Origin of the sequence: Micromonospora sp. BQ11 (genome assembly GCF_052068135.1) — a bacterium.
GTDB lineage: Bacteria > Actinomycetota > Actinomycetes > Mycobacteriales > Micromonosporaceae > Micromonospora.
The window spans coordinates 50527-68665 of record NZ_JBQHDB010000008.1 but is presented as its reverse complement, the minus strand read 5'-3'; the positions used below and the strand labels follow the sequence as shown (position 1 = coordinate 68665).

Sequence of the window (18139 nt, the reverse complement as noted above, 5' to 3'; positions counted from 1 at the left end):
GGAGACACCGACGTGACCGTGATCCAGAAGAAGCCCGTCAACCCGATCGCCCACCTCACCGCCGAGGACATCGAGAGCCTCGGCAAGGAACTCGACGCGATCCGCGACCGCGTGGTCGCCGACCGGGGCGAGCGGGACGCGCGCTACATCCGCAAGGTCATCAAGACCCAGCGGAGCCTGGAGCTGGGCAGTCGGGCGGTGCTGCTCTTCTCGCTCTTCCCACCGGCCTGGGTGGTGGGGACCGCGGGGCTGACGGTCGCCAAGATCCTGGAGAACATGGAGGTCGGGCACAACGTCCTGCACGGCCAGTGGGACTGGATGCGGGACCCGAAGATCCACTCGACCACCTGGGAGTGGGACCACGTGTCGCCCGCCGACCAGTGGAAGCACTCGCACAACCAGCTGCACCACACGTACACGAACGTGCTCGGCAAGGACAACGACCTCGGGTACGGCATCATGCGCGTCGACGAGGACCAGAGGTGGCACCCGATCTACCTCGGCCAGCCGCTGTGGAACTTCATCAACGCCTGCTTCTTCGAGTACGGCATCGCCGCGTACGACCTGGAGCTGGGCCGTAACCTGCGCAAGGGCCGGCACAAGGCCCCGGAGTTCCGGGCCCGGGCCCGGGCGGTCGGCCGCAAGATCCGTCGCCAGGTCCTCAAGGACTACGTGATCCACCCGCTGCTGTCCGGCCCGTCCTTCCTCAGCACGCTCGCCGCGACCTTCACCGCCAACCTGCTCCGCAACCTGTGGAGCCACTCGGTGATCATGTGTGGGCACTTCCCGGAGGGCGTGGAGACCTTCTCCAGGACGTCCATCGAGGGGGAGACGCGCGGCGAGTGGTACGTCCGGCAGATGCTCGGCTCGGCCAACATCAGCGGCAGCCGGCTGATGCACATCATGACCGGCAACCTGTCGTTCCAGATCGAGCACCACCTCTTCCCGGACCTGCCGAGCAACCGCTACCAGGAGATCGCCCCCGAGGTGCGGGCGCTGTTCGACCGGTACGGCCTGAAGTACGTCACCGGGTCGCTGCCCCGGCAGGTCTTCTCCGCGTGGCACAAGGTCATCCGGCTCTCGCTGCCCAACCGGCGTACGGCGAGCCCCGCCGACGACCGCCGCGCCCCGGCGCTGGCCTCCGCGAGCGCCTGACGACACCCGCGCGGCCGTCCGGACAGCGCAGCATCCATCCTGGATGTGGTGGCCTCGAAGGTCCGGTGATGCCACCACATCCAGGATCGAGCGCGATCCTGCCCGGGGAACGGTCCGCTCAGCGGGTGGCGACGGCGTCGTCGTAGATCCGCTCCAGGCGACGGGTCTGCGCGTGCAGGTCGAAGCGCTCCTCGACGTGCCGGCGGGCCTCCCGGCCCAGCCGGTCGCGCAGCGTCTCGTCGCCGAGCAGCCGCCGGAGGTTCGCGGCGAGGGCGTCCCGGTCGCCCTCGGGCCCGAGCAGGCCGGTCTCGCCGTGCACCACGGCCTCTGGGATACCGCTGTGGTACGTCGACACCACCGGCAGCCCGAGGCTCGCCGCCTCCAGGACGGTGGTCGGCAGCCCCTCGGTGTCGCCGTCCGGCGCCGTCCTCGAGGGTGCAGCCAGCAGCTTCGACGCGGCCACATGGCGGGCCACCTCGGCGGGCGGTTGCGCACCCAGGAACGTGGCGTCCAGGCCCAGCTGCGCGGCGCGTGCCCGGAGCGGCTCCTCCAGCGGCCCGCTGCCGATGAACACCACGCGGGGCCGCTCGGGTGCCAGCAGGCCGACCGCCTCGATCAGGTCGTCGATGCCCTTCTTCGCGACGAACCGGCCGACGAAGGCGACGTCCCAGCGCTTCGGACCGGTGGCGGGCGCGGCCGGCACCGGTACGCCGATGTGGTGCACCCGGACCTTCGCCGGGTCCGCGCCGAGGGCGACGGCGCGGTCCCGGATGAAGCCGCTGACCGCGATGACCAGCGCGGCCCGTTCGAAGGCCTCGCCCAGGTTGCGGCGCTGGCGGGCGCCGCGCACACCGGGCAGCGCCGGCTGGCGGGTGACGTCCTGCCCGTGCAGGGTCACCACCAGCGGCACACCGAGGGTGTCGGCGGCGCGGCTGACCAGCCACCCGTCGCCGCCGAAGTGGGCGTGCACCACCGCCGGCCGCAGCGCGGCCAGCGTCCGGGTGAGACGGCCCGAGCGACCGGTCACCTTGAGCGCGAGCAGGTCGCGACGGTCCCGGGCGGTGTCGCCGAAGGCGAGGACGTCGGTGTCCCGGGACAGCGGCGAGGCCACCCGGACGGCGCCGAGGTAGGTCGGCCGCCAGGTGGTCAGCGCGTCGGCCTGGTTACGCACGAACGTCTCGGACCCGGGGAGCAGGTGGCTGCGCCAGACGACGACGCGGGGAGCGGTCGCGGAGAAGGTCACGGTCGACGGTCCCACGCCGGCGGCGCGCCCATCGACGGGATCTGCGCGGTGAGGGTGCGGTCGACGACCTCCGCCGGCCGCGCCGGCGCGACCGGACGACGGCGGCGGCCGAGGATCCGGTCGCGCAGGGCGTGGCGCACCTGCGGCGTGATCAGCCAGATCTGGAGGTACGTCAGGTAGTCGAGCGCGCCCGGACGTCCGTTGCGGCGGGCGTCGGCCAGCAGCATCCGGAACACCCGCAGGCTGCGCGTCGTCGCCGCCATCGACGCGACGATGCTCATCGCGATGGCCGCGTACGCCTTCGGGGTGAGCAACGGCCGGCTCGCACGCAGCCACTCCCACTGCGCCTCCCACGGTGAGGAGAGGCTGATCCGGGGACGGTCCTCGTCCTGGTGCCAGAGCACCAGCGGCTCGGGCGCCATCAGCAGCGCGACGTCGTCGTGGGCCAGGGCGCGCAGCGTCCAGTCCAGCTCCTGCTGGCGGCGCAGGCCGACGGTGAACGGGACGCGCCGCAGCAACTCGGTGGGCGCCATGATGGTGGACGTCTGGATGAAGCCGTCACCGTGGAAGAGCCCCCGCCGGACGGTGAGGTACTCGCAGATCGGCTCGCCCGCCTCGGGCAGCCGCCGGGGCAGCACGAACTCGGCGCGCGGGGTGCGGTTGACCAGGCGGCTGGCGACGATCGGCAGTGGCACCGACGCGGTCGCGGCCAGCGCCAGCTGCGTCTCCAGCTTCCGGGGCAGCCACTCGTCGTCGTCGTCCAGCAGCGCCGTCCAGCGGCCCCGGGCGGCCCGGACGCCGACGTTGCGGGCGTTCGGCGCGCCGCCGCGCTGCGGCAGCGGCAGGACCCGCAGGCGGGGATCCCCGACCGCGGCGAGGGCCGTCTGCGTGTCGGCGTCCGCGCCGTCGACGACGACGAGCACCTCGATCTCCGGCACCGACTGGGCCAGCGCGCTGCGCACGGCCCGGGTGACGAGGTCCGGCCGGTCACAGGTGGGGATGACGACGCTGACCTCAGGTGTACGCGACATGAATTTCCGCCTACTCATTGATGGCGGCCACGTTCCGAATTCCCGTGGCCGACCGGAATGGACGGTGCGGAGAAACGGGGCGGCGCGGTATGCACGACCTAACCGGCACCAGGGAAAAGGCGGGTGAGGAACAGGCGACCAGTACGTATACAACCGGGTATCAGAAGCTTGACGCCCTGCTCAGGACCCCTGTACATGGTGCCGCAGGCCGTAACCGGGCGCGATTTCGTCGGCCCGGAGCTGCCGTACACTCGCCGGGCACCGACTCGGGACATGAGGAATCGGAGAACCATTCGTGCAGTTCGACGGCACCACGTCCGGGGACAGCGCCGGCCGCGTGGTCATGCTCGTGGACAACGGGGTCGAGGGGGACTCCCGGGTGCAGAAGGCCGCCCGTTCGGCCGCCGAGGCGGGCTGGGACGTCACGCTGCTGGGCTGTGCGCGTACCGACGCCGAGCGGGACTGGCGTCTCGGCCCGGCGCACGTCCGGGTGCTGCCGCTGGGCGGACCCGCCGCGGCCGGGGCCGCACCACGCGGTGTGCGCGGCCTGCGGCGGCGGCTGGTCGACCGCGGCGGACTGCCGCTGCGGGCGGCGCGGCTGGCCCGACGCCCGGTCGAGCACGCCCAGGTCGCCCTGTGGCGGACGGTGCACGGCGACCGGGCCTGGCGGCGACTGGAGCCGGGCCTGTGGAACTACGAGCGCGCGTTCGGTCCGGTGATCGACGCGCTGGCGCCGGACCTCATCCACGCCCACGACTTCCGCATGCTCGGCGTGGCCGCCCGTGCGGTACGCCGGGCCCGCGCCGCCGGTCGCGACGTCCGCCTCGTCTGGGACGCCCACGAGTGGCTGCCCGGGGCCCGGCCTCGGCGGGACAACGCGCGGTGGTTGCCCGCCCACCTGGCCTACGTGCGGGAGTACGTCGGTGCGGTCGACGCCGTGGTCACCGTGTCGGACACCCTCGCCGACCTGCTGCGCGCCGAGCACGCCCTGGCCGAGCCGCCGACCGTGCTGCTCAACGCCCCGGCGGTCACCGAGGTCCCGCCCGCCGACGGTGGGCCCGTGCCCGACCTGCGGCAGCTCTGCGGCGTCGGCCCCGACACCCCGTTGCTGGTCTACAGCGGCGCGATGGCGGCGCAGCGGGGCGTCGGCGACGTGGTGGCGGCACTGCCCCGACTGGACGGTGTGCACCTCGCGCTCGTGGCCGGCGACCCGTCCGCCGCGTACGTCCTCAAGGTGCGGGCCGCCGCCGCGCGGCTCGGTGTCGCCGACCGGGTGCACGCGGTGCCGTACGTGCCGCACTGGCAGGTCCCGGCGTTCCTCAGCGCGGCCGACGTCGGGCTGATCCCCCTGCACCACTGGCCGAACCACGAGATCGCGCTGATCACCAAGTTCTTCGAGTACGCGCACGCGCGACTGCCCATCGTGGTCAGCGACGTGAAAGCCATGGCGGACACGGTTCGCGTCACCGGGCAGGGTGAGGTGTTCCGGGCCCGGGACATCGCCGATCTCGCCCGCGCGGTCCGCGCCGTGCTGGCCGACCCGCGGCGCTACCGGAGCGTCTACGACGGGCCGGACTCGCCGCTGCCCGGCTGGACCTGGGAGGCGCAGGCCGGCCGGCTCGACGCGCTCTACCGCCGCCTGCTCGACACCGCTGCGGCCTCCCGGACGCGGGTGACCCCGCGATGAACACGCCGGACGTCAGCGTGGTGGTGGCGGTCTACAACACCATGCCGTACCTGACCCGCTGCCTGACCTCACTGGTGGAGCAGACCATCGGGCTGGACCGGTTGCAGGTGGTGGCCGTCGACGACGGGTCCACCGACCGCAGCGGCGCCGAGCTGGACCGGTTCGCGGCCCGCCACCCCGGTGTGTTCACCGTCCTCCACCAGCCGAACTCGGGCGGGCCCGCCGGCCCCTTCAACCGGGGGTTGGACGTGGCCACCGGCCGCTACGTGTTCTTCGTCGGCGCGGACGACCACCTGGGCCGCGACGCCCTGCGCCGGCTCGTCGAGGCGGCCGACGAGTGGCAGTCCGACGTGGTGCTGGGCAAGGTGGTCGGCGTCAACAGCCGGCACATCTACCAGGACATCTTCGCCCGTACCGAACCGGACCTGGACCTGTTCGACTCGCCGCTGCCCCGGTCGCTGGCCAACACCAAGCTGTTCCGCCGGGAACTGCTGGAACGGCACCGGATCCGCTACCCGGAGAGCCTGCCGATCGGCAGCGACCTGCCGTTCACGCTGGAGGCCTGCTACCGGGCGCGGCGCATCTCCGTGCTGGCCGACTACGACTACTACCACGCCGTACGCCGGTTCAGCGCCACCAACATCACCTACCTGAGTCGGCACGCCGACCGGCTGCGCACCGTCGAGGCGACCACCGCCTTCGTCGCCGACCTGATCGCCCCCGGCAAGCAGCGCGACGCGGTGATGGCCCGCCGTTTCGACCACGAGATCGCCAAACTGCTCGAGGACGACCTGCTGCGCCTGGACCGGGACACCCAGCACCTCTTGCACGCCGGTGTGGGCCGGCTGGTCGCCGCGTACCTGACCGACGACATCGCGGCCCAGCTCAACGCGGAGACGCGTATCCGGTTCGCGCTGACCCGCGACGGCACGCTGGACGACCTGCTCGCCGTGATCCGGCAGGACGCCCGCACGGGTGTGCCGCCGACCGTCGTGGACGGCGACCGGCGGTACGCCGCGTACCCCGGCTTCCGTACTCCGGACCGGAGCGTGCCGGACTCCTGCTTCGACGTGACGACCGCCCCGGACTGGGCCGCGAAGCTGGACGTCACGGCGTTGGCCTGGGAGACCGACCCCCGGGGCGAGCGGATCCTCACCATCACCGCCGTCACGCCGGTGCCCGACCTGGCGGCCCTGGGCGTCGACCGGATCAGCGTCAGCGCCGAGGAGATCCCGGCGGAGACGGAGCAGCTCGCGGCCGGACCGGACGGTACGACGCTGCGGATCCGCTTCCGCGCCGCCGACCTGCTCGCCGGCGCCAAGTCCACCGGGCAGCGCCGGACTGTCTCCGCCCAGGTCGGTGCCTTCGACCCCGGCCTCGCCCAGGGGGCGAACCGGGCCACCGGCGCGGGTGGTTCCGCCGCGTTGCGGGCCCCCCGGCTGCGGGCGACCGCACCGCTGCTGCGCCGCCGGGGCACCCGGCTGTACGTCATCACCCCGGTCCTCGACGAGTCGGGTCGGCTGATGATCTCGGTGGTGCCGGTGACACCGAACCGGGTCATGGCCCAGGTCCGCCGCACCCTCCGCCGCCGTCGCTGAACCCGCGAGCGTCCTCGGGTCCCCGCGTCCCCGCGCCTCGCGCGTCCCCGCGATCTTGCAGTTTCGGTCGCCCTTTGGTCCCTTTCGCGGCCTATGCCGCGACCAAAAGTGCAAGATCGCCGAGGATGGATCGGGGCTGGGGCCGGGCGCGGGATGGGGTGGGGGGTGGGGGGAGCGCGGGTGTGGGGGTCGTGCGGTGGCGGTGGGGTGGTTCGGGTGTCAGACTTTGGCTGGTCACTGCCGGGTGGAGGGCGGAGATCATGTCGGAGCAGGACACCGTCGAGCGCTTCGGCGCCCGTGTCACCATCGTGGACCCCGACGGCCTGCTGGCGGCGGCCCGCACCGAGCCGGTCGAGCTGCTGCTGGGCAGCGACTTTCCGCCGCCGGTCACCGGCGTGCGGATCACCCTGCGCCCGGACACCGCCGACCGGATGCTGCGGATGGCGGCCGAGATCCGTACCGGAGCGGGGGACCGCACCACCGACGCCGCCCTGCGCTGGCTCGCCCTCAGCATGGCCAGCCCGGCCGGGGTGCTCCTGGCGCGGCGGCTCGCCGCGACCGGTGTCACGACCGGCCCGCTGGGCGCGCGGGTGGGCCGGATGGCCGCCGAGGCGTCCCGCCGGCTCGGCCTGGACGACCCGCCTCACACGGTGGTGGTGGACCGGCCGCCGGCCGCCGACCCCGCCGCCGCGGCGGTGCTCGCCGAGGCCGAGGCACTGGACCTGCGTCCCGAGGTCGTCGACGCGCCGTCGGTCGCCGGCCGGACCGTCACCGTACGGGTCGAGGTGCCCGTCGCCACGGTCGCTCCGGCGCACCTGCGGGCGACCGTCGCCGTGGTGCTCCAGGTGGTCCGGGACCTCGCCGGCGACGACCCCGAGCCCCGGGTCCTGCGCGGACGGACGTACGTGCTGCGGCGACCGGCGACCACGCCGCCGTCGCGCCCGGCGGCGGCCCCGCGCAGTGAGTCGGTGACCCTCGACCAGGTCGGTGGCCTCGACGAGGTGGTCGCGCGGTTCCGGGAGATCGCGATCTCGTTCCGCCATCCGGACGTGATGGCGCGGTGGGGGGCGCGCCGGCCGCAGGGCATCCTGCTGTACGGCCCGCCCGGCACCGGCAAGACCATGCTGGCCCGCGCGCTGGCCAACGAGATCGGGGCGGACTTCAAGGAGATCCGTACCCCCGAGATCCTGGACAAGTGGCTCGGCGGCTCGGAGCGCAACATCAAGCAGATCTTCCGCGAGGCCCGCCGCTACCGGGAGCCCACGGTGCTGCTGTTCGACGAGTTCGACAGCATCATCAGCTACGCCGGGGCCGGTGGCGACGCGGCCAGCCAGGCGGTCAACGCGGTGGCCGGGATCTTCAAGCAGGAGATGAACACCCTCATCGAGGAGAACCCGAACGTCATCGTCGTGGCCACCACCAACTTCCCGCAGCGGGTGGACGCCTCCCTGGTCCGCTCCGGGCGCTTCGACGTCAAGCTGTCCATCCCGCCGCCCGACGAGGCCGGCCGGGCGGAGATCATCGCCAAGATGGTCCGGGAACTGGTCGACCGGCACGCGGGGCCGGGCTTCCGGATGTTCGCCGACGACGTCGACCCCGCGGACCTGGCCGCGCTCAGCCCCGGACTGACCGGTGCGGACATCCGCGAGGTGCTGCGCCGCGTGCAACTCGCCAAGGCGATGCGGGAGGCCACCGGTGGTGCGCCGGCCGGTCCGATCAGCCAGGATGACCTGCGGGAGGGCATCGTCGGGCTGCGCCGCGGCTGAGCGTCCGCCCGCTCCGGCCCGACGGAAGGAGACCCCCGTGTCGTCCAGCCTGCTCTCCCGGCGTGACCTTCGGTTCCTGCTGCACGACTGGCTGGACGTGACCCGGTTGACCGAGCGTCCCCGCTACGCGGAGCACTCCCGGGAGACGTTCGACGCGGTGCTGGATCTCGCCGAGCGGGTGGCGACCGAGCGGTTCGCCCCGCACAACCGGGCCGCCGACCGCACCGAACCCACCCTGCACGACGGCCGGGTGCGGATGATCCCGCAGGTGCGGGAGGCCCTCGACGCCTTCGCGCAGACCGGTCTGCTGGCCGCGACGATGGATGAGTCGATCGGGGGGATGCAGCTGCCGCACGTCGTGCAGGCCGCCTGCTTCGCCTGGTTCCAGGCCGCGAACGTGGCCACCTCCGCGTACCCGTTCCTGACCCTCGGCAACGCGAACCTGCTGCTGGCGCACGGCAGCACCGAGCAGGTGGAGACCTGGGTCCGGCCGATGGTGGAGGGGCGTTTCTTCGGCACGATGTGCCTGTCCGAGCCGCAGGCCGGCAGCTCGCTGGCCGACGTCACCACCCGGGCCGAGCCGCAGGACGACGGGACGTACCGGTTGCACGGCACCAAGATGTGGATTTCCGGCGGGGACCACGAGCTGGCCGAGAACATCGTCCACCTGGTGCTGGCCCGCATCCCCGGCGGTCCGCCCGGGGTGAAGGGCATCTCGCTGTTCATCGTGCCGAAGGTGCTGCTCCGCGACGACGGCACGCTCGGCGCCCGCAACGACGTGGTGCTGGTCGGCCTCAACCACAAGCTGGGCTACCGGGGCACCACCAACACGCTGCTGAACTTCGGCGAGGGCGTGCACCGGCCCGGTGGCCGCCCGGGCGCGGTCGGCTACCTGGTGGGGGAGCCGCACCAGGGCCTGGCGCAGATGTTCCACATGATGAACGAGGCGCGCATCGGGGTCGGCGCCGGCGCGACGGCGCTCGGCTACACCGGCTACCTCAAGTCCGTCGAGTACGCCCGGCAGCGCCCGCAGGGCCGCCCGGTCGCCGACAAGGACCCCACCGCACCGCAGGTCCCGATCGTGGGTCACGCCGACGTACGCCGGATGCTGCTGGCGCAGAAGAGCTACGTGGAGGGCGCGCTCGCGCTGATCCTCTACTGCGGACGCCTGCTCGACGAGGAGCGGACCGCACCGGACCCGGCCGACCGGGAGCGGGCGCACCTGCTGCTGGAGCTGTTGACGCCGATCGCCAAGAGCTGGCCGTCGCAGTGGTGCCTGGCCGCGAACGACCTGGCGATCCAGGTGCACGGCGGGTACGGCTACACCCGCGACTACGACGTCGAGCAGCACTGGCGGGACAACCGGCTCAATGCCATCCACGAGGGCACCCACGGCATCCAGGCGCTCGACCTGCTCGGTCGCAAGGCGACCATGGCCGGTGGCGCCGGCCTCGCCCTGCTGCTGGACACGATCCGTGCCACCGTCACCCGGGCCTGGAAGGCCGAGGGGGAGGCCGCCGAGCTGGCCGGCGCGCTCGGCACCGCCCTGGACCGGGTCGCCCTGGTCACCCGCCGCCTGTGGAGCACCGGCGACCCGGAGGTGGCGCTGGCCAACGCCAGCGTCTACCTGGAGGCGGTCGGGCACGTGGTGATCGCCTGGATGTGGCTGGAGCAGCTCCTCGCCGTGGAGGGGGCGGGCGAATCGGACGGGGACTTCCTCGCCGGCAAGCGGCAGGCCGCCCGCTACTTCTTCCGGTACGAGTTGCCCCGCACCGGCCCGCAGTTCGACCTGCTGGAGAGCCTCGACCGGACCACCCTGGAGATGCGCGACACCTGGTTCTGACGCTGCTTTCCGGTGGAGCGCCTAGGTCCACTCGATGTCATGGACATCGGGTTGTCGCACCCGCGTGGACACCCTGATGTCAGTGACATCGAGTCGATCATCGGGGTATTGATCCGTCGTTACACTCGACCATGCTGTTCGATCCGCAGCCCGTGCTCCACGGTGACCTCGTCGGTGTCCGGCCGCTGCGGTCCGGGGACTTCGACGAGCTCCACCAGGTCGCGCGTGACCCGCTCATCTGGGAACAGCACCCCGTGAAGGATCGGTACCGGTATGAGGCGTTCCGGCTGTTCTTCGCTGACTCACTGGCGTCCGGTGGTGCGCTGGCGGTCACCTCGACCACGGGAGACATCATCGGGTCGTCCCGGTTCCATGCTTTCGATCAGCGACGCGACGAAGTCGAGATCGGGTGGACGTTCCTCGCCCGGTCCTTCTGGGGCGGCCAGGCCAACGGCGAGCTCAAGGCGCTCATGGTCGGTCATGCGTTCCGCTTCGTCGAGCGGGTGGTGTTCCTCGTCGGACCCGACAACCGGCGTTCCCAACGAGCACTCGAGAAGATCGGCGCGGTTCGGGTGGGACGCCGGCCCGACGCGTCGGGCCACGACAGCCTCCTGTTCGAGGTGCGGCGACCGCCGGTCGGCTCGCTCGTGCCAGGTCGACAGTCGATCTCGGTATCATGCCGGGATGCCGGCCAGACAGCTCAAGGTGGGTCTGCGGGTACGTGATCTCGACAGATCGTTCGATCTCTACCGACGGCTCGGCTTCCGGCACCTTCCCCAGGCCGACCAGGCGCACCTGCGCTACCTGACCTTCGGGCACACGTGGCTCATCCTCTCCGACGCTGATCAGCACGGCTATCACAACGCCGAGCGGGAGCGCCTGACCAAACTGGGGCCCCCCGGACTCGGCTTCGTGCTCGTCGTGCCGACCGCTGACCTCGATGCCACACACACGCTCTGGCGGCAGGAGGGACTGGCGGTGACGCTCGAACCGGAGGACGTCGGATGGGCCCGCATCTTCTATGGCTTGGACCCGGACGGCTACGAGATCATGTTTGAGCAGTTCGGCACGGAGAGCCGTACTGATTCGTGACGCCGTCAGCGGTCACTCCGGTATAGAGATGACCGGTAGGTCGCCGTAGCGGTCCTCGCGGGTGAGGATCGACGCGTCGTGGTCGAGGGCTGCCATGACGGTGGTGGCCAGGTCGGCGCGACCGGTGTAGGTGCGCCAGTAGCTCAGCTCCTGCCAGGAGGCCCCGTCGGTGGGAAGCACCACGCAGGCGTCCAGTCCCAGCAGCCGGTGTAGGGTGGCGCGGTCCTTGAGGTCGTCGACGAGGGCCAGGGTATCGGCGGCGGTGACGGCGGTGACACCGAATCGGTTGCGGTCCTGGATGACCTCGTGCAGCGGCTCCCCGACATGCACGGAGCCGGCGAGGTAGGCCAGCAGTGCTGAGCGGTCCAGGACGAGCCGGACCGGTCGGTCTTCGTCCTCGATGTTCACGCGGCTGGCTGCTGAGGGGCGTCGCTGGTGTCGTCGAGCAGGTGCCGGCGGACCCGGTCGCGCACGGCCTGGCGGCGCTCCGCCGGCCAGTCGGCTTCGACGGCGGCACGGCGAGCGCGCGCCTGGGCGACCCCCTGTTCGGTGATCGCGATCCCGGCGTGCGCGAGCTCGGCGTCCAGCGCGTCCAGCCGCATCCGGTCACGGACGGCCTGGACGATGTACGCGGAGGCGTTGGGTTCCCGTTCCAGCCGTTCCGCCACGTCCGGCGGAACGGAGATCGACAGTTTCCTCACCGACGCGGTCATACCGCCAGAGTACTCCGAGTAGCACCACCTGAGGTGGGTGTGACGCTGCGTGTCGTCCCTGATTCAGTCGGCGAGCAGACGGTCCCGGACCTCCCGACGGAGGATCTTGCCGATCTGGGAGCGGGGCAGGTCCTCCACCACCACGACGCGGCGCGGCACCTTGTACGCGGTGAGGTGCGTCCGGCACGCCGTGCGGATCCCCGCCTCGTCCAGGGTGCAGTCGGTGTGCAGGACCACCGCGGCGACGACCTCCTCGCCGCCGCCGTCGCAGGGCAGGCCCACGGCGGCCGCGTCGTGCACGCCCGGCACCCGGCGCAGCGCCTCCTCCACCTCCGACGGGTACACGTTGAAGCCGCCGGTGATGATCAGCTCCTTGATCCGGTCCACCACGGTCACGAAACCGTCGTCGTCCATCACCACGATGTCCCCGGTGCGCAGCCAGCCGTCGGGCAGCAGCACCGCCGCCGTCTCCTCCGGCCGCCGCCAGTAGCCGGCGAACACCTGCGGCCCCCGGATCAGCAGCTCACCGGCCTCGCCCCGAGCGCGGTCGCGGGTCGGGTCCTCCGGGTCGACGATGCGGACGTCGGTCGACGGGAACGGTACGCCCACCGTGCCGGGCCGACGGGTCGGCGACACCGGGTTGCCCAGGGCCACCGGGGAGGTCTCGGTCATCCCGTAGCCCTCGACGAGCAGGCCGCCGGTCACCGACTCCCACAGCTCCACCGTGGCCGGAGGCAGCGCCATCGCGCCGGAGATGGCGTACCGGGCGGAGGTGAGGTCCACTCCGCGTTCCCGGGCGGCGGTGGCCAGCTTCTCGTAGATCGGCGGCACGGCGGGCAGGAACGTCGGCGGGCGGCGGCGGACCGCGGCGAGGGTCTGGTCCAGGTCGAAGCGGGGGAAGAGCACCAGGGTGGCGCCGATGCTCACCGAGAAGGTGAGGCAGAGCGTCAGGCCGTAGGCGTGGAAGAGCGGCAGCACCGCGTACACCGTCTCGGCGCCGTCGCGCAGACCCGGCACCCACGCGCGGCCCTGCGCGGCGTTGGCGCGCAGGCTGCGGTGGGTGAGGATGGCGCCCTTCGGCGTGCCGGTGGTGCCGCCGGTGTACTGCAGCAGCGCGGTGTCGTCCGGCCCCGGCGCGGGGTGGTCGGCGGTGAGCGGGCCGGCGGCGGCGACCAGCTTCTCCCAGGACAGCGCGCCGGGCGCGGGCGCGGTCATCGCGGCGCGGGTGGCGCGGGCCGCCGGCAGCGGCAGCCGCAGCGCCCAGCGCTTGAGCCGGGGCAGGGCGCGGCTGAGGTCGACCGCGACGACCGTCTCCACGGCGGTGGCCCCGGCGGTACGCAGGACCAGCGGCGCCATCCGGTCCCAGACGATCGCGACCCGGGCGCCGTGGTCGGCGAACTGGTGGGTCAGCTCCTGCTGGGTGTAGAGCGGATTGTGCTCGACCACGACGGCACCGAGCCGCAGCACCGCGTAGAACGCGACGACGTGCTGCGGGCAGTTGGGCAGGACCAGCGCGACCCGGTCGCCGCGCCCGACACCCAACCGGCGCAGCGCCTCGGCCGCCCTCTCCACCTGGTCGGCGAGGTCCGCGTAGGTGGTGGTGGCGCCGTAGAAGTCGAGCGCCTCGCGGGTACCAGACCGGCGGGCGGCGTCGCGCAGCAGGTCGACCAGGGACTCCTCGGACGGCGGGATCGTCGCCGGCACGTCGGGTGGGTAGCTGCGCAGCCAGGGCCGTTCGCTCAGGTCCATGTCTCTCCTCCCGGCACCACCAGTCGCCTACCCAGCGGTAACTTAAGGTCCCGTAGGTGATCGGTGCCCCCACCGTGCCGGCCGTCCGAACTAGAATCCGGCGATGCGGGATCGCCGGGTGGTGGCGCTGTGGTCGCTGTTCAGCGTGCTCGCCGCCGGCTCCGTGGCGCTGGTGACACTCCGGCCCGATCGCCTGTCCGACCTGCACATCTACCGGGGCGCGCTGCTGCACCTGCACGCCGGCCGACCGCTCTACGAGTTCGTCGCCGACAACGGTGGTCCGTTCACGTACCCGCCCTTCGCCGCCCTGGTGCTCTGGCCCGTGGTCGCCGTACCCGAGGGGGTGGTGCAGGCCGTCTGGCTCGCGCTGACCTGCCTGGCGGTGGTCGCCATCGCGGTGCCCGTCGGTCGGCTGCTGGCCGCGTCGGGGCCGCGCCGGCACCTCGTCGTGCCGCTGGTCGCCTGCGGTCTCCTGCTCTCCGCCCCGGTGCAGAGCAACCTCCGGTTCGGTCAGGTCAGCGTGTTCATCGTGCTGCTGGCCCTGCTCGACGCCACCGGCGCGGTTCCCGCCCGGCTGCGGGGCATCCTGGTGGGGGTCGCCGCCGCGGTCAAACTGACCCCGCTGCTGTTCGTGGTCTACTTCCTCGTCGTCCGGCGGTACCGGGACGCCGGACGCGCGGTCGCCGCGTTCCTCGCCTGCGGTGTGGTCGGGGTCGCCGTCCTGCCGGCGGAGAGCGTGACCTACTGGACCGAGGCGATGCGGAACACGTCCCGCATCGGCAACCTGGCCTCGCTGGGCAACCAGTCGATGCACGGCATGCTGCTGCGGCTCGGCGTGGGCCCGGCCTCGCTGCCGGTGCTCTGGGCGGCGCTGGTCGCCGTCCTGTGCGGGGTGGCGCTGCTGCGCGCCCGACACCTGGCCGACACGGGTCGCCCCGGGCACGCCGCCGTACTGGTCGGCTGCGCCACCGTCGCCGCGTCGCCGGTGTCCTGGACGCACCACCAGATCTGGCCGGTGCTCGCGGCGATGCTGCTGGTCGGCGGGGTCGGGATCACCCGTCGGGTAGCCGGCGCCGCCCTGCTGGTCGCCATGGTCTTCTCGCTCGGCGTCCTGCTCGCGCCGGTGTCCACCCGACCGGGCGTGCAGTTCCTCCTGGAGAACGCGCGAGCGCTGGGCGTCGTGGCGCTCTGCCTCACCGGGTTCGGCGGCGTGGCCGTCGCGGCGGCGCGGGCCCGCCGCCGGACCACCCCGGCGCGTGCCGGGCTGCGTGTCGCCACGACCGCCGTCGCGGCCCTGGCGTTCTTCGCCGTCCAGCCCCTGCCGGCCGGTGCCGACCCCACCTTCAAGGCGTACGCGCTGTCCGACGTGGGCAACCCGAGGTACTTCTTCGTCTGCCGGGACGCGCCGAGCTGCGCCGCGTACGGCACCGGCGCGCCGGTGACCTTCGGGGTGCGGACGGAGCGCACGAAGGTCCGCGTCAACGGTGTCGTGTCTCCGCTGGTCGCCCGGCTGGAGTACCACTCGGCACCCGGTGGGCCGCCGCGGCAGATCCCACTGCTGGCCGCCCATGCCGGCACCCGGGTCTTCTCGTTCCGGTCGGCCACCATGACGCACGGCCGGCTGGTCGCGTACGCCGCCGACGGACGGGCGATCGCCACGTACGCGGAGGAACTCGCCGCCGCCGTCGCCTCAGCGCCGCCCGGCTGAGTGACGGTGCACCGTCACCGGTGCGCCACGTAGACCGTGTTCGCCGACTCCCCGCCGGTCAGCGGGTTGGGGAACCGGACGACGTGGGCCCGCGCGGAGCGGAACACCGCGCCGAGAACCTCCTCGAACTCCGCGTCCGGCGGGTCGTCCGACCACAGCGCGAACACCCCGTCCGGGTGCAGGTGCCCGGTCAACCGGCGCAGGCCCTCCGGCGTGTAGAAGGCGGCGTGGCTGGGGTGCAGCACGTTGCGGGGGGAGTGGTCCACGTCGAGCAGGACGGCGTGGAACCGCCGGTCCGGCTCGTCCGGGTCGAAGCCCGTGCCCTCGGCGACCGCCGCGAAGAAGTCCGCCCGCGCGAAGCGCGTCCGCGGGTCGGTGGCCAGCCCGGCGGCGAAGGGGAGCAGCTCACGCCGGTGCCAGTCGATGACGTCCTCGACCGCCTCGACCACCACGAGCGAGCGGACCCGGTCGTCGTCGAGCGCGGTGCGGGCGGTGAAGCCGAGGCCGAGGCCGCCGACCACCACGTCCAGGTCCTCCCCGGCCAGCGCGGCCAGCCCCAGCCGGGCCAGCTCGATCTCCGCCACCGGGAAGAGGCTCGACATCAGGTACTCGTCGTCGAGCTTGACCTCGTACACCTCGACGCCCAGCGCCGGGTCGCGCCGCCGGCGCAGGCTGACGGCGCCGATCGGGGTTTCCCGCCAGGCCAGTTCCTCGAATCGTGCGCCCATCCGCCGGATGCTACGCGGTGGGGCCCGGAGATCCCGCATTCATCCCGCGTCGTCGGGTATGCCCGACGGTCGAGGGCCGCCGACCGGCGGCCGGACAGGGAGTACGCGGACGTGGCGGACATGCTGGCCGGACGGCTGCACCTGGAGGACCGGACGCTGCGGATGGAGTCGGTACCGGTGCCCGAGCCGCAGCCGGGGCAGGTGCGGATCACGGTGGTGGCGGCCGGGGTGTGCCTCTCCGACGTGCACCTGATCGACGGCACGCTGACCCCGCTCTACCTGCCGGGCGACGTGGTGACGCTGGGACACGAGGTCGCCGGGGTGATCGACGCCCTCGGCGACGGCGTGGAGGGCTGGCAACCGGGCCAGCGGGTGCTGCTCCAGGCCGGCGAACGGGACCGGCGCGGCACCGTCCTCACCCGGGGCGTCGACTACGACGGCGGCTGGGCCGAGTACGCCGTGGCCGGCCAGGACACCGTGGTGCCGATCCCCGACGACCTCCCGTTCGAACAGGCGTGCATCATCCCCGACGCGGTCTCCACCCCGTGGGCGGCGGTGACCGACACCGCGCGTACCCGTCCGGGGGAGGCGGTCGCGGTCTGGGGCGTCGGTGGTCTCGGTGCCCACGCCGTGCAACTGCTCCGCCTCGTCGGCGCGGCGCCGGTGATCGCGGTCGAGCCGCTCGCCGCTGCGCGTGACCGGGCCCTCGCGCTCGGCGCGGACGCCGCCCTCGACCCGGCCGATCCGGCGTTCCGGGCCACCGTCCTGGCCCTGACCGGGGGCCGGGGCCTGGACGTGGCGTTCGACTTCGCCGGCGTGACCCCGGTCCGGGAGCAGGCGCTGACCGTGCTCGGCCGGCGGGGACGGCTGGTGCTCGCGGGGATCGCCAACAAGCCGGTCACGATCCCGTCGGACAGCCCGTTCACCTACCTCCAGCAGGCGATCCTCGGCCACTACGGCTCGGAGGCCGAGCACGTCGAGCAGTTGGTGTCGCTGACGCGGCAGAAGCGGCTGGACCTCAGCGGCTCGATCAGCGACGTGCTGCCGCTGGCCGAGGCCGAGCAGGCGGTGGAACGCGTGCAGAGCAAGCAGGGCAACCCGATCCGGCTGATCCTGCGCCCCTGAACCGGGCCCGGGGTCTCGTCACCCGCCGGCTGCGGGTCGGACGGCGACCACCACGGTGTCCAGGGCGTCGACGCTGCCGCCGTCGGGCCCGGCGACCGGCCGGCGGGCCGTCTCCGCCCGCTGGATCCGCAGACCGTCGAGGGCGTCGACGACCGACTCCGGGGTCAGCAGGATGGCCGGGTCGCGGGGACCGCCGGTGCCGCCGGTGAGGTTGGCGCGGTCGTGGCCGACGACCACGACCCGACCGCCGGGCCGCAGGGCCGACCGCGCCCCGGCCAGGACCGCCGCGAGGTCCGCGCCCGGCAGATGCAGGTACGCGACCAGCACCACGTCGTACGCGGCCGGCTCCGGCGTCCACGCCGTCACGTCGGCGACCCGCCAGTCGACCGGTACGCCCCGCGCCGCCGCCAGTTCCCGCCCCCGGTCCACCGCGACGGCCGAGAAGTCCACCGCGGTGACCCGCCAGCCCCGCTCGGCCAGCCAGACGGCGTTGCGCCCCTCACCGGCGGCCACGTCCAGGGCCCGCCCGGGTGGCACGTCGGCCAGCTCCCGCACCACGAACCGGTTCGGCTCGGCGGTCCACATCAGCCCCGGCGCGCCCGCGTACCGGGCGTCCCAGTCGTCGCTGTCCGGTCCGGTGGAATCCCACGCGATGGCTGCACCGGGTCCTCGGGACATCGACGGAACGCTTATCCTGTGCC

General features: G+C 73.0%; 16 protein-coding genes. 9 read left to right on the top strand and 7 right to left on the bottom strand.

What is annotated here, in order from left to right:
• Positions 1-12: 12 nt before the first annotated feature.
• Positions 13-1155: a fatty acid desaturase family protein gene (locus ACTMSW_RS18415; protein WP_441181850.1), complete on the top strand. Its 1143-nt coding sequence runs from the start codon at positions 13-15 to the stop codon at positions 1153-1155.
• A gap of 118 nt (positions 1156-1273) precedes the next feature.
• Here ACTMSW_RS18415 and ACTMSW_RS18410 read toward each other — a convergent pair whose 3' ends face one another.
• On the bottom strand, positions 1274-2398 hold the full coding sequence (locus ACTMSW_RS18410) for a glycosyltransferase (RefSeq protein WP_441181849.1): 1125 nt from the start codon (positions 2396-2398) through the stop codon (positions 1274-1276).
• Positions 2395-3429 (bottom strand): glycosyltransferase family 2 protein, encoded by a 1035-nt coding sequence (locus ACTMSW_RS18405; RefSeq protein WP_441181848.1) that lies wholly within the window; start codon positions 3427-3429, stop codon positions 2395-2397. Before ACTMSW_RS18405 ends, ACTMSW_RS18410 begins: the two co-directional genes overlap by 4 nt.
• A gap of 343 nt (positions 3430-3772) precedes the next feature.
• Between ACTMSW_RS18405 and ACTMSW_RS18400 the strand changes: the two genes are divergently transcribed.
• The 6 genes from ACTMSW_RS18400 (at position 3773) to ACTMSW_RS18375 (ending at position 11415) form a co-directional block, all read left to right on the top strand.
• Positions 3773-5116 (top strand): glycosyltransferase family 4 protein, encoded by a 1344-nt coding sequence (locus ACTMSW_RS18400; RefSeq protein ID WP_441182036.1) that lies wholly within the window; start codon positions 3773-3775, stop codon positions 5114-5116.
• Positions 5113-6714: a glycosyltransferase family 2 protein gene (locus ACTMSW_RS18395; protein WP_441181847.1), complete on the top strand. Its 1602-nt coding sequence runs from the start codon at positions 5113-5115 to the stop codon at positions 6712-6714. Before ACTMSW_RS18400 ends, ACTMSW_RS18395 begins: the two co-directional genes overlap by 4 nt.
• Before the next feature lie 260 nt (positions 6715-6974).
• Entirely contained in the window at positions 6975-8480 is a 1506-nt protein-coding gene (locus tag ACTMSW_RS18390) for an ATP-binding protein (RefSeq protein WP_441181846.1), read from the top strand.
• Positions 8481-8517: 37 nt separating this feature from the next.
• Complete coding sequence (locus tag ACTMSW_RS18385; protein ID WP_441181845.1) at positions 8518-10323, top strand: acyl-CoA dehydrogenase; 1806 nt, start codon at positions 8518-8520, stop codon at positions 10321-10323.
• A gap of 131 nt (positions 10324-10454) precedes the next feature.
• On the top strand, positions 10455-11048 hold the full coding sequence (locus tag ACTMSW_RS18380; RefSeq protein WP_441181844.1) for a GNAT family N-acetyltransferase: 594 nt from the start codon (positions 10455-10457) through the stop codon (positions 11046-11048).
• Positions 11008-11415, top strand: coding sequence for a VOC family protein (locus ACTMSW_RS18375; RefSeq protein WP_441181843.1), 408 nt, complete (start codon positions 11008-11010; stop codon positions 11413-11415). Before ACTMSW_RS18380 ends, ACTMSW_RS18375 begins: the two co-directional genes overlap by 41 nt.
• 12 nt (positions 11416-11427) lie before the next feature.
• Here the strand turns inward: ACTMSW_RS18375 and ACTMSW_RS18370 are convergent, their stop codons facing one another.
• The 3 genes from ACTMSW_RS18370 to ACTMSW_RS18360 all read right to left on the bottom strand — a co-directional run bounded on the left by ACTMSW_RS18370 (position 11428) and on the right by ACTMSW_RS18360 (position 13877).
• Complete coding sequence (locus ACTMSW_RS18370) at positions 11428-11823, bottom strand: hypothetical protein (RefSeq protein ID WP_441181842.1); 396 nt, start codon at positions 11821-11823, stop codon at positions 11428-11430.
• Positions 11820-12128 (bottom strand): hypothetical protein, encoded by a 309-nt coding sequence (locus tag ACTMSW_RS18365; RefSeq protein ID WP_441181841.1) that lies wholly within the window; start codon positions 12126-12128, stop codon positions 11820-11822. Before ACTMSW_RS18365 ends, ACTMSW_RS18370 begins: the two co-directional genes overlap by 4 nt.
• A 63-nt stretch (positions 12129-12191) precedes the next feature.
• Positions 12192-13877 carry a long-chain-fatty-acid--CoA ligase gene (locus tag ACTMSW_RS18360; RefSeq protein ID WP_441181840.1) on the bottom strand — a complete coding sequence of 562 codons (1686 nt, stop codon included), beginning with the start codon at positions 13875-13877 and terminating at the stop codon, positions 12192-12194.
• A gap of 103 nt (positions 13878-13980) precedes the next feature.
• On the opposite strand from ACTMSW_RS18360, the gene ACTMSW_RS18355 reads away from it, so the two are divergent.
• Complete coding sequence (locus tag ACTMSW_RS18355; RefSeq protein ID WP_441181839.1) at positions 13981-15585, top strand: glycosyltransferase 87 family protein; 1605 nt, start codon at positions 13981-13983, stop codon at positions 15583-15585.
• Between the two features lie 14 nt (positions 15586-15599).
• Here ACTMSW_RS18355 and ACTMSW_RS18350 read toward each other — a convergent pair whose 3' ends face one another.
• Positions 15600-16313 carry a spermidine synthase gene (locus ACTMSW_RS18350; RefSeq protein ID WP_441181838.1) on the bottom strand — a complete coding sequence of 238 codons (714 nt, stop codon included), beginning with the start codon at positions 16311-16313 and terminating at the stop codon, positions 15600-15602.
• Between the two features lie 120 nt (positions 16314-16433).
• On the opposite strand from ACTMSW_RS18350, the gene ACTMSW_RS18345 reads away from it, so the two are divergent.
• Positions 16434-17438, top strand: a complete 1005-nt coding sequence (locus tag ACTMSW_RS18345) for a zinc-binding dehydrogenase (protein WP_441182035.1) — start codon at positions 16434-16436, stop codon at positions 17436-17438.
• Positions 17439-17456: 18 nt separating this feature from the next.
• Here ACTMSW_RS18345 and ACTMSW_RS18340 read toward each other — a convergent pair whose 3' ends face one another.
• A complete protein-coding gene (locus tag ACTMSW_RS18340; RefSeq protein ID WP_441181837.1) occupies positions 17457-18116 on the bottom strand; it encodes a class I SAM-dependent methyltransferase in 660 nt (219 codons plus the stop codon).
• Positions 18117-18139 lie beyond the last annotated feature (23 nt).

Excerpts from the sequence above, each read along its gene's own strand:
- ACTMSW_RS18350 (WP_441181838.1), bottom strand. The coding sequence starts at position 16,313 with ATGGGCGCACGATTCGAGGAACTGGCCTGGCGGGAAACCCCGATCGGC.
- ACTMSW_RS18340 (WP_441181837.1), bottom strand. The coding sequence starts at position 18,116 with ATGTCCCGAGGACCCGGTGCAGCCATCGCGTGGGATTCCACCGGACCG.
- ACTMSW_RS18405 (WP_441181848.1), bottom strand. The coding sequence starts at position 3,429 with ATGTCGCGTACACCTGAGGTCAGCGTCGTCATCCCCACCTGTGACCGG.
- ACTMSW_RS18360 (WP_441181840.1), bottom strand. The coding sequence starts at position 13,877 with ATGGACCTGAGCGAACGGCCCTGGCTGCGCAGCTACCCACCCGACGTG.
- ACTMSW_RS18380 (WP_441181844.1), top strand. The coding sequence starts at position 10,455 with ATGCTGTTCGATCCGCAGCCCGTGCTCCACGGTGACCTCGTCGGTGTC.
- ACTMSW_RS18365 (WP_441181841.1), bottom strand. The coding sequence starts at position 12,128 with ATGACCGCGTCGGTGAGGAAACTGTCGATCTCCGTTCCGCCGGACGTG.
- ACTMSW_RS18355 (WP_441181839.1), top strand. The coding sequence starts at position 13,981 with ATGCGGGATCGCCGGGTGGTGGCGCTGTGGTCGCTGTTCAGCGTGCTC.
- ACTMSW_RS18400 (WP_441182036.1), top strand. The coding sequence starts at position 3,773 with ATGCTCGTGGACAACGGGGTCGAGGGGGACTCCCGGGTGCAGAAGGCC.
- ACTMSW_RS18395 (WP_441181847.1), top strand. The coding sequence starts at position 5,113 with ATGAACACGCCGGACGTCAGCGTGGTGGTGGCGGTCTACAACACCATG.
- ACTMSW_RS18375 (WP_441181843.1), top strand. The coding sequence starts at position 11,008 with ATGCCGGCCAGACAGCTCAAGGTGGGTCTGCGGGTACGTGATCTCGAC.
- ACTMSW_RS18390 (WP_441181846.1), top strand. The coding sequence starts at position 6,975 with ATGTCGGAGCAGGACACCGTCGAGCGCTTCGGCGCCCGTGTCACCATC.
- ACTMSW_RS18345 (WP_441182035.1), top strand. The coding sequence starts at position 16,434 with ATGCTGGCCGGACGGCTGCACCTGGAGGACCGGACGCTGCGGATGGAG.